Origin of the sequence: Arthrobacter sp. StoSoilA2 (assembly GCF_019977195.1) — a bacterium.
Lineage (GTDB): Bacteria > Actinomycetota > Actinomycetes > Actinomycetales > Micrococcaceae > Arthrobacter.
Map to the genome: position 1 here is coordinate 460493 of NZ_AP024643.1, position 13450 is coordinate 473942.

The following is a 13450-nucleotide window of genomic DNA, read 5'->3' on the forward strand; positions in this document are numbered from 1 at the left end:
ACTATTGCCAAACCCGAATTGGCGCATCCCGGCTGCCTACAGGTTTTCCTCCGCGTAAACCCGCAGGGCATCGCGAACGAACGTGGCTCCCGGCTCGCCGCCATAGTTCGCGGCAAATCGAGGATCAGCAACGTACATTTCACCGAGGCCGGTGACGTAGCCTTTCACGTCTCCACCGGGTGTGGCGGACGGTGTGCCTGGGATTCCGCGGAGCCATTCCACGTGGCGCCTTGCCAGTTCTTGTGCTTCAGCGCTATCCGGCGCGATGCCGGATGTGGCAGCGGAGATCCAGTCGCTACCCAGTTGGCGGGAGCGGTCCTTCCATTGCTGCTTTTCTTCGGCGCTCATGCCGCGCCACCAAGCGTCACTGGTGGCGTAAGCGTCCTTGCCCCAGCGTTCCTCCACCTCGTCCTTGTATTGAGTGTGGTCGAAGCCGTCAAACATGTCCTGTGCCATGTACTTTCCATCCCCTTTCAATGTGTCAATGGTTTGCCGCACCGACGCGATTTGCCGCGACAGGCGGTCCTGCTCTTGCCCAAGCCATTCCAGATGGCCGCTCAACGCCTTGACGGTGTCGGTCTCCCGGGCCAGCACGTCGGCAATCGCAGGCAAGCCCAGTCCAAGTTCCCGGAGCAGGAGGATCCGCTGGAGCTGCACCAAGGCCGGACCGTCGTAATAGCGGTAGCCGTTATGACCGGTCCGGCTTGGCTTGAGCAGCCCAATATCGTCGTAATGACGCAGCGTGCGGCTGGTGGTCCCTGCCATTTTGGCAATTTCCTGGATCGACCAGTCCATGTGTCCTCCGTCCGACCTTCGCGTTCCTGGCTTGTCCTTTGACAGTAATGGTTGACGTTACGTCAAGGTCAAGGGGGTGGATTGGAGGAATCAGTCGGCCAGGATCAGGTAGAGCGCGCGGCGGGTTTCATCGAGCTTTTCGATCGCCGCCCTGCGCTGTTCGTCGGTTGCCGCGGCGCGGAACTGGTGGACGACGCCCATCAGTTTCCCGATGCTTTGGTGGAACTCCTGCATGTTTCCGTCAGCCTCGGTGTTCCAGGCGTTGGCGAGTTCTTCTTCATGCTCTGCAACGTAGGCCCGGCCATCGTCCGTCAAAGTGAATTCCGTCCTGCGCCCCTCGCCCACGGCTGTGATGAGCTCTTCATCAACCAGCTGCTGCAGCGTGGGGTAGACGGACCCGGGGCTGGGACGCCAGGCTCCGGAGGTCTTCTCGGCGATGGTCTTGATCAGTCCATAGCCGTTGGAAGGAGCCTCGGCGAGCAGGGAAAGAATTGCAGCGCGGACGTCGCCTCGGTTACGACGGGGACCGCCCGGCCCGAACCCGCGGGGACCGAATCCGCCGGGGCCGAACCCGCCAGGTCCAAACCCGCCGGGACCAAATCCGCCAGGCCCGAATCCCGGGCCGAAGCCTGGCCCGCGGCCGGGTCCGCCGTGTCCTTGGGGACCCCGGCGCCCTTTGCCGCGATTGAAGCGGCCGCGTCCATGGCCATGTTCGGGAAGTCCGGAACCGTGTTCCGGGAACGAGCTTTCGTCGTGATTGTGGATGCCTTTCATAACAGCATCATCCTTTCGGTTAGTGGTTCGTCGAAGGAATATCGGCGATAGTTAACGATATATCGGTAACTATCGGAACGTCAATAGTCTTTTTGGGGATCGGGCATTCGGTTAGGACGGTTGGGATGTGAGCGAGCATCGGGTGGGGACGGTTGGGATGTGAGCGAGCATCGGGTGGGGACGGTTGGGATGTGAGCGAGCATCGGGTGGGGACGGTTGGGATGTGAGCGAGCATCGGGTTAGGACGGTTGGGATGTGAGCGAGCATCGGGTGGGGATGGTTGGGATGTGAGAGAACGTTAAAGTCCGACGGCGGGTGCGGACTTCACGTGAAGTCCGCACCCGCCGTCGGGGTTCTTTAGGCGTCGGGGTTCTTGGGAAAGCCTACGAAAGGGGAGTGACGTAAGCGCCCGAGATCCCGCCGTCCACCAGGAACGTGGATGCCGTGATGAAGGAAGCGTCGTCACTGGCGAGGAATGCGACAGCCGCGGCTAGCTCCTCCGGCTCCGCAAAGCGACCCAGGGGCACGTGCACCAACCGCCGGGCTGCCTTCTCGGGGTCCTTGGCGAAGAGTTCCTTCAGCAGGGGAGTGTTCACCGGGCCGGGGCAGAGGGCATTGATGCGGATGCCCTGACGGGCGAATTCGACGCCGAGTTCGCGGCTCATGGACAGCACGCCACCCTTGGAGGCGCTGTACGAAATCTGGGACGTTGCCGCTCCCATGACAGCCACGAACGACGCCGTGTTGATGATGGAGCCCTTGCCCTGCTCCTGCATGTACGGGATGGCGTACTTGCAGCAGTAGTAGACGGAGGTCAGGTTGACCTCCTGCACCCTGCGCCAGGCGTCGATTCCGGTGTCGAGGATGGAAGCGTCGTCGGCGGGGGAGATACCGGCGTTGTTGAAGGCGATATCCACGCTGCCGTAGCTCTCTTTGGTCTGGGCGTAGAGGTTGCGAACCTCTTCTTCGCTGGTGACGTCCACCTTGACGAACAGGCCGCCCACTTCATTGGCAGCGGCGATTCCGGACGTCGGTTCGATGTCGGCGATGACGACGTTGGCGCCCTCAGCGGCCATCCGGCGTGCTGTGGCCAGACCGATGCCACTGGCACCGCCGGTGATGACTGCGCTGCGGCCTGCGAGACGGTTCGAAACTACTGATTGCATTGGTGCTCTCCTTGGAAAAGTGGAAAAAGTTCAGGCGGACTGGGTGGAAATAAAGACGTTCTTGACTTCGCTGAAGGCATCCAGCGCGTCGGGGCCAAGCTCGCGGCCAAGGCCGGACTGCTTGAAGCCGCCAAAAGGCGTGGAGTATCGGACGGACGAGTGCGAATTCACGGAAAGATTGCCGGACTCGACGCCCCGGGCTACGCGCAATGCGCGGTCCACCTTGGACGTCCAGATCGAGCCGGACAGGCCGTACTCCGTGTTGTTGGCGATCCGGATGGCGTCTGCTTCGTCGTCGAACGGCACCACGGCAACAACCGGCCCGAAGATCTCGTCGGTGAATGACGGGGCTTTTACATCCGGAGTCAGTACAGTCGGCGGGAACCAGAAGCCCGGCCCTTCCGGCGCCTTCCCCTGGAAGGCGACCGGTGCGCCGTCGGGCACGAAACCGGAAACCGTCTCCAACTGCTGGGCGGAGATCAGCGGCCCCATTGTGGTGGCCGGATCTGCGGGGTCTCCGACACGCATGCCCAGGACCTCTGGTTCCAGCAGCTCGAGGAAGCGCTCATAGACGCTGCGCTGCACAAGGATCCTGGAACGTGCGCAGCAGTCCTGCCCGGCGTTGTCGAAAGCGCCACCGGGAGCGGCGGCCGCAGCCATCTCAAGGTCGGCGTCGTCGAAGATGATGTTGGCACTCTTGCCGCCCAGCTCAAGCGTCACGCGCTTCACCTGGTCCGCGCAGCCGGCCATGATCTGCTTTCCAACGCCTGTGGAGCCAGTGAACACCACCTTGCGGACCGCCGGATGGGTGACGAACCGCTGGCCCACCACGGAACCCTTGCCGGGAATCACCTGGAAGACGCCCTCAGGAAGCCCCGCTTCCAGCGCCAGTTCACCGAGGCGGATGGCGGTCAACGGCGTGACCTCCGCCGGCTTGAGGACCACTGTGTTGCCTGCGGCCAGTGCGGGGGCAAATCCCCACCCTGCAATGGGCATCGGGAAGTTCCACGGCACGATGATGCCAACTACCCCCAAGGGCTCGTGGAATGTCATGTTGACTCCACCGGCCACGGGAATTTGCCGTCCGAAATGACGTTCCGGAGCAGCCGAGTAGTAATTGAGGACGTCGCGGACGTTGCCCGCTTCCCATCGCGCGTTGCCAATGGTGTGGCCCGCGTTGCGCACCTCAAGTTGCGCGAGGTTCTCCAGGTCATTGTCGACGGCGGCAGCGAACCGTCGCAGCAGCAGCGCCCGGTCCGCGGGGGTAACTGCCCGCCACGTCTCGTAGGCGGCGGCTGCCTTGGCAATGGCTGCGTCCGTTTCTGCCGGGCCAGCCAAGGAAACAGTCTGGATGACCTCCTCGGTGGCCGGATTGATCACATCAAACACTGTTGCTGTCATGCGGGGGACATCGCTTTCATTGTTGCGGTCTGGTCTGAGCGGTAGCCGGCGGCAGCTTCCACGAACCCGCGGAACAGCCGGAGATCGTTGGGGTTCTGTTCCGGATGGAACTGAACACCCAGAACCCAGCCACCTTCGGTTGTTTCAACTGCCTGGACCAGCCCATCGGCGGAGCGGGCAGTCACACGCAGGGTGTCCGGCACCGAGTCCAGGGCCTGGTGGTGGTAACACGGGGAGGTGGCGGAGCCGCCCAGCAGGTGGTGGATGAGGCTGCCCGGGGTGGTGGTGAAGGATGCTTCTCCGTAAACCCCAGGTGCCGGCTGGCTCTTGCTGTCTGGAATGACGTCGGGGATGTGCTGGATCAAGGTCCCGCCCAGTACGACGTTGAGGAGCTGCGCTCCGCGGCAGATCGCGAACAGCGGGAGTTCGCGCTCAAGTGCGGCACGGATCAGGGCGGAATCGTGCGCGTCCCGCAGCGGCTGTGGCTTGGTGGCTGGGTGCGGCGGCTCGCCGTAGAGGGAAGGATCGACGTCGGGACCTCCCACCACGATCAAGCCGTCCACCAGGTCCAGCACGGATTCGTCGGTGCCCAGCGGAGGGAGCAGGATTGGTGTTGCTCCGGCTGCGACCACTGCCTCCACGTACGTTCCCGGGAGGATTGCCGCCGTCGTATTCCACACTCCCCAGGAGGCCTCCTGAAGGTAACTGGTGAGCGCGATCCTGGGCTTGTACGGTTGCCCGTAAGTTTCAGAGACGTTCGAAGCCACGGACCCGCTCCCAATCTGTGATGGCGCTGTCGTAAGCGGTGAGCTCAACGTTGGCGGCGTGGACGTAGTGGTCCACCACGTCGTCGCCGAAAGCCTTGCGGGCAATGCTGCTCTCGGCCAGGAGGTCCCGCGCGTCCCGCAATGTAGTGGGCAGCCGTTCCGCATCGGATTCGTAAGCGTTGCCCTTGGTGATTGCCGGCAACTGGAGATCGTTCTCGATGCCATGGACGACTGCGGCGATCATTGCAGCCACGGCGAGGTAGGGGTTCACGTCGCCGCCGCCCACGCGGTTCTCGGTGCGGAGGCCGCGGCCGTGACCCACCACGCGGAGAGCGCAGCTGCGGTTGTCCAGGCCCCAGGCGATCGCCGTCGGGGCGAAGCTGCCTTCCACGAATCTCTTGTAGGAATTGATGTTGGGTGCCAGGAAGTAGGCGAGTTCCCGCAGCGCCGCGAGTTGACCCGCAACGAAGCGTTCCATCAGCGGGCTGAAGCCGTGTTCGCCGTCGCCCGCCAGTACCGGGTTGCCGTCCAGGTCGGTGAGGCTGAAGTGGATGTGGCAGGAGTTGCCTTCACGCTCGTTGAACTTGGACATGAACGTGATGCTCTTGCCGTGCTGGTCGGCGATTTCCTTGGCGCCGTTCTTGTAGAACGTGTGCTTATCGCAGGCGGCGAGGGCTTCGTCGAAGCGGAACGTGATTTCCTGCTGGCCCAGGTTGCATTCGCCCTTGGACGACTCGACCACCAGGCCCGCGGCTTCCATGTTGTTGCGGATGGAGCGGATCACTGGTTCCAACCGGGCTGTGGCAAGGAGCGAGTAGTCCACGTTGTATTGCGTCGACGGCGCAAGGCCCGTGTAGTTCTTCTGCCAGGCCTGGTTGTATGAGTCATCGAACATCAGGAACTCAAGCTCGGTGCCAACGTGGGCCCGGTAGCCCAGCTTTTCGAGCCGTTCGATCTGCGCTTTCAGGATCTGCCGTGGTGATGCTGCCACGGGCGTCCGGTCCGTCCACAGGACATCGCATTGCACGATGGCTGTGCCTTCGAGCCAAGGAACCTTCCGGAGTGTTGAAACGTCCGGCAGCATCACCATGTCCCCGTAGCCGGTCTCCCAAGACGACATCGCGTAGCCGTCCACGGTTTGCATTTCAACATCCACGGCGAGCAGGTAGTTACAGCCCTCCGCGCCGTGATCCAGAACGTCTTCAAGGAAGGAACGTGCGCCGCAGCGCTTGCCTTGGAGGCGACCCAGCGCATCGGTGATGGCGACAATGACAGTATCGATCTCGCCGATTGCCACGGCTTCGCGCAGTTCGTCGACGGTGAGCTGCCGGTTCCGGCTGGACTCTTGGATGTGGGAATTCATGATGTCTCCGCAGTGTGGTTCTGTGAGTGGATGTCAGGTTCTGCTGGCTGCTACTTCAGCTCGGCCTCGGCCATGGCGAGTTGGGCGAACTCTTCTTCGGGTGCGCCAGCCACGATCCGGTGCCGGCTGTAGAGCCAGTAGTAAAGGAGGGCAGCGGCAAAAATCGCTGCCGTAATGGAAGCGGCAAAGACGTCGACGACGAACGTCGCCACGACTGCCACCGCGGACAGGACCAGGGCAATCGACGTCGTGACGATTCCACCCGGCGTTCTGTAACCGCGTTCCAGGTTGGGTTCCTTCTTGCGAAGGACGATGTGCGAGAGGTTCAGCAGGACGTAGGAAACCGTCGCGCCGAAGACTGCGATGTTGATGAGCAAGGCACCATCCTGGGTGATGGCCGCGAGGAGGAATCCAATGGTGCCCGGAACAATCAATGCCCAGTACGGGGTGCGCCGTTTGCCGGTGAGGGAGAGCCAGCGGGGGAGGTAGCCTGCCCGCGAGAGGGCAAACAGCTGGCGTGAATAGGCATAAATGATGGAGAAGAAGCTCGCCACCAGACCAGCCAGTCCGGCGTAATTAATGAACTCAGCCAGGAAAGTGTTGCCACCGTAGGCGATGCGTAGGGCTTCAGGCAGCGGGTTGTCGGATTCGCTCATGGCCTGGGAGCCAGCTGCACCGGGTACCAAAACCAGCATTAGCGCGCCGAAAATGACCAGGATGATGACGGCCACAATGATTCCCCGGGGCATGTCCCGCTTTGGATTCGACGTTTCCTCAGCCGCGAGGGGAACGCCCTCCACCGCAAGGAAGAACCAGATTCCGTAGACCAGCGCAGCCAGGATGCCGCTGATACCCATGGGCAGGAACGCGCTGGAGCCTGCGGATCCATCGGGAACAATATCGAACAGCCGGGCCGAATCGAACTTTGGAAGCAGGCCGACGACGGCGGCGGCCAGGGCGATGGTGGCCACCGCGGTGATGGCGAACATGATCTTGAGGGCTTCGCCGACTCCGCGGATGTGGATGCCGATGAAGATGACGTACGTGACCAGGTAGACCGGCCACGAGTTGGTGAGGCCGAACAGGCCGAGCGCCTCCACATAGCCGCCGATGAAGGTGGCAATAGCTGCCGGTGCCACCGCGTATTCGATCAGGACCGCCATGCCGGTGGCGAATCCACCCAGTGGTCCCAGGGCCCGGCGGGCGAACGCATAGCCGGCCCCCGCCGTCGGGAGCGTTGATGAGAGCTCAGCGAGCCCGAAAACCATGCAGGTGTACATCACGGCCATGAGAAGGAAAGCGATCAGCAGGCCGCCCCAGCCTCCTTGTGCCAGGCCCAGGTTCCAGCCGGCGAAATCGCCGGAGATCACGTAGGCCACTCCAAGTCCCGCGAGGAGAACCCATCCGGCGGCACCCCGTTTGAGGCGCCGGTGCTTCAAATACTCATCCTCGCCGCCGGGCGGCTGGTGCACTGTTTCCATGCGTGTTCCTATCGTCTGAGGAATGCTTCTGGGAAAAGTCGAGCGGGGGGATCAATCAGATCCTAAAGGACTGTTTTCAGTCCAAAGTGTGCTTCAAAGTCTGGAGCGTGATTCGCCACGAGTCAAGACTTTTCTGAAAAACCTGATGACTTGGATCACAATTCGAGGCGTGTTCAATGGTTTCTTTGATGACCTTTATTGCTCGGCGTGGGTAGCATGGAGGCAGCAGCGCCCTATGAATGGCCTCATTGGTTGGCGCAGCCCGCATTCCGTGGAAGGAGATGCCGTGCCGGACTCACCGTTTGGCCCGTCGTTCTCGATGCTGCGCCCAGTCAGGGGCGGCAACGCGTTCGAAGAGACCATCGAACACATCCTGCAGACCATCAAGCTGGGGATCTTCGCTCCGGCCGAGAAACTGCCGCCCGAACGCGAACTGGCCGAACAATTGGGAGTCTCCCGCGCCACCCTTCGCGACGCCTTGGGGGAGTTGCAAAGCGCCGGCTATCTGGAAGTCCAGCGCGGCCGGTACGGCGGAACATACGTTTCCACAACGGCAGTCCAGCGCCAGCCGGACCAAGGGCCGCTCGACCCCGCCGAAGTGGAGGACGTCCTGCTCTTCAGGTCCATCATCGAGCCTGCCGCCGCTGGTTTGGCCGCCAAAGCGGACCTCTCCGCAGCTGCCCGCCGGCACCTACAGGTCTGCCTCTCTGAAGTCAGCGCTTCCCCTGCCGTGGGCTACCGTCCGCGCGACGCCCGGTTTCACATCGCGATTGCCGAATTGTCCGGCTCCGCAAGCCTGGTAGGCGCCGTGGCCGAAACACGGTCCCGGCTCAACGAACTCCTGGACCGGATCCCCTTGCTCAGCACCAACCTGGAGCATGCCAACGAACAACACACCGAGATCGCCGAAGCGATCCTGCGCGGCGATGCCCCCGCCGCCGAGCGGGCCACCATCGAACACCTGGAAGGAACGGCTTCACTGCTGCGCGGCTTCCTCGCCTGATCCTCGCTCACATCCTGCGGCTTTTTGGCGGTCGTTCTCTCACGTCCTGCGGCTTTTTGGCGGTCGTTCTCTCACGTCGTGCGGCTTTTCAGTGATCGTTCTCTCACATCGTGCGACTTTTCACTGGACGTTCTCTCACATCCGAGGCCGCCCAGGTCGAATCAAAGGACGTCGAATCGCGTCGCAATATGGTTGAGCCTTTGTCATGCGGCTGACTAGTGTTGGACACATGCGCGAACTCCAGGCCAAGATCATCGAGGAAATGGGCGTCCAGCCCCGGATCAACCCCCAAGAGGAGGTCCGCAAACGGGTCACGTTCCTGAAGGAATACGTGAAAGCCACGGGCACAAACGGCTTTGTGCTGGGCATCTCCGGGGGGCTTGATTCCACTCTTGCCGGTCGCTTGGCACAGCTGGCAGTCGAGGAATTGGAAGCTGAAGGCGTTAACGCGAACTTTGTCGCGGTCAGGCTCCCCTACGGTATTCAGCACGACGAAGACGATGCCCAAGCCGCGTTGGACTTCATCAAGGCCAAAACCGAACGGACCTTCAACATCTCCCGCGCCGTGGACGGATTCGAGGAAGAGTTCGAGAAAACCACTGGCGCTGAAATCTCCGACTTTCACAAAGGCAACACCAAGGCCCGCGCACGCATGGTTGCCCAGTACGCAATCGCCGGCGAACACAACTACCTGGTGATCGGCACAGACCACGGCGCCGAGTCCGTCACGGGCTTCTTCACTAAATATGGCGACGGCGGTGCGGACATCCTGCCGCTGTTCGGTCTGAACAAACGCCAGAACCGCGAACTCCTGGCCGAGTTGGGCGCTTCCGCGCGACTTTGGCAGAAGGTGCCCACGGCTGACCTGCTGGACGACAAGCCGGGCCGTACCGATGAAGACGAGCTCGGAGTCACGTACGACCAAATCGACGACTACCTTGAAGGCCGCGAAGTTCCCGACGGCGTTGCGGAAATCATTGAGCAGAAGTACCTCCGCACACGCCACAAGCGCACAGTGCCGGTCACCATCTTCGACACGTGGTGGAAATAGCCCCGCATTTCCTCTCGCATATCCAATAGGTTTTTGGCGGTCGTTCTCTCACATCAAACGTGCTTTTGGCCGATGCGCTCGCACATAGCACCGGGCTTCGACGCGGAGCTCCCATCACGTAGTCCCAGGAAAACTTTACGGCCGCACCGCCCGACGTGGGACAAACGCGTTGAGTCCCGACGTGCAGGATGTGAGAGAACGTTGCCTGTGGGGCGGCAGGATGTGAGAGAACGTTGCCTGTGGGGCGGCAGGATGTGAGAGAACGTTGCCTGTGGGGCGGCAGGATGTGAGAGAACGTTGCCTGTGGGGCGGCAGGATGTGAGAGAACGTTGCCTGTGGGGCGGCAGGATGTGAGAGAACGTTGCCTGTGGGGCGGCAGGATGTGAGAGAACGTTGCCTGTGGGGCGGCAGGATGTGAGAGAACGTTCCCTAAAACCTCCGACCTAGCCGGAAGAGACCGGACCTGTGGAGCCGCGGACGGTGAGATGGGTGGGCATGACGGAGCGGCTGCGGTTGCCACCTCCAGCCAAGGGGTTCAGTTGGGCCAGCAGCATGGACACGGCCACCCGGCCGGCTTGCTCGATGGGTGAGCTCATGGTCGTCAGAGGTGGGTTGCAGAAGCCGGCACCAAAGATGTCGTCGCAACCCACGATGCTCATATCTTCGGGCACGCGCAGGCCGCGTTCGCGAAGCCGCTGCAACATGCCGATGGCTATGAGGTCGTTGAAGACAATGCAGGCAGTCACTCCACTGTGGACAGCGGCATCGGCAGCGGCAGCGCCGGACTGCGTCTTTGGAGCAAAAGGGCCGAGGCTACGAACGTCCACCCCACGGTCCTCGGCTGCTGCGGACAGCGAGGCCCAGCGCCGGGCGCTCGACTGCGAGACTACCGGCCCGGCTACGTAGGCCACGGATGTGTGCCCCAGGGAAATAAGGTGGTCCAGCGCCTGCGGCATGGCGGATGGAGTATCGATGATGACTGCAGGAACGCCGACGACGTCCCGGTTCACTGTGACCATGGGCATCTTGGCGGCAGCAGCGGCGAGGGACTCGTCATTCAAGCGGGAGGCTGCAACGATCACGCCGTCAGCGCTCTTGCGCAGCTGCTCCAGGGTGCTGGCCTCAACTTCATCGGATTCCTCGGTGTCCACGAGTAACTGTGTGTACCCTGCAGCCTTGAGTTGCAGCTGCGTTCCGCGGATGAGGTCGAAGTAGAACGGGTTGGTGATATCCGGCACCAGCACCCCAACTGCTCCGGTCCGGCCGGAGCTCAGTGCCTTTGCTTGGGAGTTCGGGGTGTAGTTAAGTTCGACGGCGGCAGCTTGGATCCGCTGTCGGGTGCGGATATTGACGCGGTCCGGGTTGGTGAGCGCCCGGGACACAGTAGATGCCGCGACTCCGCACAGGGCGGCAATGTCATGGATGGTGGCGGGCCGGTCTGATGCCACGGGTTGTGTCGCCATGGGTGTTCCTCTCTGAACAACGGGTCATCCGGCTGTGATTGCTGCCACACCGTTTATCAAGAATGCCACAGCATGGCAGATTGTGGCAATCGGTTGTCATGAGGATGCCAAGTTGGCTAAACTCAGGGAACAGCACCGCCTGTGAACTGTGTCACCGCACCCTTGCGGCGCCGCGAGGAACCAGCCGCCACAGGCACTATCTAGGAGATTTCGTGACTCAACCCAATGCCGTGTGGAGCCTGTCCGGTTTCGGCGATGAGATAGACCCCGATCCCGCAATCCAGGCCGCTGCACTCCTGGCCCTCGGCGCCAGCCATATCGAAGTCCGCAGCGCCTGGGACGTGAACGTGTCCGAGCTGGAAAAGGAAGCAGTGGAGCGGCTCAAGGGGATTTTTGACGAAAGAGGCCTCAAAGTCTCTGCCGTTGCCAGCCCCATAGGCAAGGTGGATGTCAGCCTTCCCGTGGAGCATGAGGTCAATCGGCTCCGCCAGATCATCTCAGCGGCCAAGGGCCTTGACACCAAGTACGTCCGGATCTTCTCCTTCTACCGCGCCGAAGGCCAGAGCCAGGAAGAAATCCGGGATGCCGTCATGGAACACATGAGGGCATTGGCTGCCGAGGCCGAAGCCAGTGGAATCGTCCTGCTCCACGAAAACGAAAAGGGCATCTACGGCGATACGCCCGAGAGGGTGCTGGACATCATGGAGACTGTGGCGTCCCCGGCGCTCCGGGTGGCGTGGGATAACGCCAATTTCGTACAGGTAGGCGTCAAGCCTTACACCGAGGGCTATGCGATGCTGCGTCCGTACCTTGAGTACTTGCAGGTAAAGGATGCCTTGGCCGATACGGGTGAGGTGGTTCCTGCCGGGCAGGGTGACGGCGAACTGGATGCCACCATTGCCGCACTCAAGGCCGACGGCTTCACAGGCTTCGCCTCCTTGGAGCCGCACCTCGCCAACGCCCACGAGCTGGGTGGGTACTCCGGACCCGTAGCCTTCGGCATTGCTGCGAGGGCTTTCGCGAGCCTGGCGGCCAGGAATGGCGTCGAACTGGCCTGACAGCCGGCTCGGCCGCAACGCACCAGCACCATCCTTCAAAGGAGCAGGAAATGCCTACAGCGGCAGTCATCGGTTGCGGTGACATCTCAACGATCCACTTTTCGGCGATCTCAACCATGGACGATGTCCAGTTGGTCGGTGTCTGCGATACCGATCCCGGGCGGTTGCAAGGGGCAGCAGGCGCCCACAACGTGCCGGGGTACACGGACTATCTGGACATGCTGGAGAAGGCGCGTCCCGACGTCGTGCATCTTTGTACCCCGCACCACCTCCATGCCTCGCTGGCAGCCGATTGCCTGGAGCGCGGCGTCAATGTGATCGTCGAGAAGCCTCTCGCGCACACGCTTGAAGAGGGGAAGCGGCTCATTCTTGCGGCTGAACGGAGCCAGGCCAAGATCGCCGTTTGCTTCCAGAACCGCTACAACGCGACGTCCCAGGCAATGCGGAAAATGCTCGACGGCGGTGGGCTGGGTAGGGTAATCGGCGCATCGGCCACTGTCATGTGGCACCGGAACGGCGACTACTACCGCGACCGGCCTTGGCGCGGCACCTGGCTGGAGGGTGGGGGTGGCCTGATGATGAACCAGGCAATCCATACTGTCGATTTGCTTCAATGGCTGGTTGGTGATGTTGCCAAGGTGGAAGGCCGGGCGTCGACGCGCTCCCTGGCTGGCGTGATTGAGGTGGAAGACACCGCGGAGTTTGTTGCCGAGCACGTAAACGGCGCGCGGAGTGTCTTCTATGCAACTTTGGCCAATGCGGTCAATGCGCCGGTCTCGTTGGACATCGTGACCGAAAAGGCGACGCTCAGCCTGCGCGGCGACCTCACGGTGACTTACGACGACGGCACCGTGGATGTCATCCCGGAGCGGGTGGCGGAAACGGGCGGCAGGTCCTATTGGGGCGTCTCGCATGAGTTGCTGATCAAGGACTTTTACACCGGGCTCGAGGATGAGGGGCCTTTCTGGATAAGTCCGGCAGAGGCGGCCAAGTCGCTCCGGATCGTCAAGGACATCTATGCGCAGAGCTATCCGGACCAGTTGGAGCTGGTGAGCTGAACCGCAGCCGGGTCTGCCGACGATTCCGGCCCGAAGTTTCCGGCCATTTTCGCCTCCAATTCAGGGAACC

Annotated in this window: 12 protein-coding genes; 4 read left to right on the forward strand and 8 right to left on the reverse strand. The window is 62.1% G+C overall.

Features of this window, described 5'->3' with window-relative positions:
* Positions 1-36 precede the first annotated feature (36 nt).
* The 7 genes from LDN82_RS02260 to eat all read right to left on the reverse strand — a co-directional run bounded on the left by LDN82_RS02260 (position 37) and on the right by eat (position 7747).
* Positions 37-795 (reverse strand): MerR family transcriptional regulator, encoded by a 759-nt coding sequence (locus LDN82_RS02260; RefSeq protein WP_224095084.1) that lies wholly within the window; start codon positions 793-795, stop codon positions 37-39.
* A gap of 90 nt (positions 796-885) precedes the next feature.
* Positions 886-1569, reverse strand: a complete 684-nt coding sequence (locus LDN82_RS02265; RefSeq protein ID WP_224095085.1) for a PadR family transcriptional regulator — start codon at positions 1567-1569, stop codon at positions 886-888.
* A gap of 383 nt (positions 1570-1952) precedes the next feature.
* The gene (locus LDN82_RS02270; protein ID WP_224166207.1) at positions 1953-2735 is read right to left on the reverse strand and encodes a 3-oxoacyl-ACP reductase; all 783 of its coding nucleotides are present in this window, start codon (positions 2733-2735) and stop codon (positions 1953-1955) included.
* A 30-nt stretch (positions 2736-2765) separates the two neighbouring features.
* Complete coding sequence (locus tag LDN82_RS02275; RefSeq protein WP_224166208.1) at positions 2766-4136, reverse strand: aldehyde dehydrogenase family protein; 1371 nt, start codon at positions 4134-4136, stop codon at positions 2766-2768.
* Positions 4133-4903: a gamma-glutamyl-gamma-aminobutyrate hydrolase family protein gene (locus LDN82_RS02280; RefSeq protein ID WP_224166209.1), complete on the reverse strand. Its 771-nt coding sequence runs from the start codon at positions 4901-4903 to the stop codon at positions 4133-4135. Before LDN82_RS02280 ends, LDN82_RS02275 begins: the two co-directional genes overlap by 4 nt.
* Positions 4884-6266, reverse strand: coding sequence for a glutamine synthetase family protein (locus tag LDN82_RS02285; protein ID WP_224166210.1), 1383 nt, complete (start codon positions 6264-6266; stop codon positions 4884-4886). Before LDN82_RS02285 ends, LDN82_RS02280 begins: the two co-directional genes overlap by 20 nt.
* Positions 6267-6316: 50 nt before the next feature.
* On the reverse strand, positions 6317-7747 hold the full coding sequence (gene eat, locus LDN82_RS02290) for an ethanolamine permease (RefSeq protein ID WP_224166211.1): 1431 nt from the start codon (positions 7745-7747) through the stop codon (positions 6317-6319).
* 286 nt (positions 7748-8033) lie between these two features.
* Between eat and LDN82_RS02295 the strand changes: the two genes are divergently transcribed.
* Together LDN82_RS02295 and nadE are read left to right on the forward strand one after the other, a co-directional pair.
* Complete coding sequence (locus tag LDN82_RS02295; protein WP_224166212.1) at positions 8034-8750, forward strand: GntR family transcriptional regulator; 717 nt, start codon at positions 8034-8036, stop codon at positions 8748-8750.
* Positions 8751-8979: 229 nt separating this feature from the next.
* A complete protein-coding gene (gene nadE / locus LDN82_RS02300) occupies positions 8980-9801 on the forward strand; it encodes an ammonia-dependent NAD(+) synthetase (protein WP_224166213.1) in 822 nt (273 codons plus the stop codon).
* A 443-nt stretch (positions 9802-10244) separates the two neighbouring features.
* Here the strand turns inward: nadE and LDN82_RS02305 are convergent, their stop codons facing one another.
* Entirely contained in the window at positions 10245-11264 is a 1020-nt protein-coding gene (locus LDN82_RS02305) for a LacI family DNA-binding transcriptional regulator (protein ID WP_224166214.1), read from the reverse strand.
* Positions 11265-11476: 212 nt separating this feature from the next.
* On the opposite strand from LDN82_RS02305, the gene LDN82_RS02310 reads away from it, so the two are divergent.
* A complete protein-coding gene (locus LDN82_RS02310) occupies positions 11477-12322 on the forward strand; it encodes a sugar phosphate isomerase/epimerase family protein (RefSeq protein WP_224166215.1) in 846 nt (281 codons plus the stop codon).
* A gap of 50 nt (positions 12323-12372) precedes the next feature.
* A complete protein-coding gene (locus LDN82_RS02315; RefSeq protein WP_224166216.1) occupies positions 12373-13380 on the forward strand; it encodes a Gfo/Idh/MocA family oxidoreductase in 1008 nt (335 codons plus the stop codon).
* Positions 13381-13450: the final 70 nt, after the last annotated feature.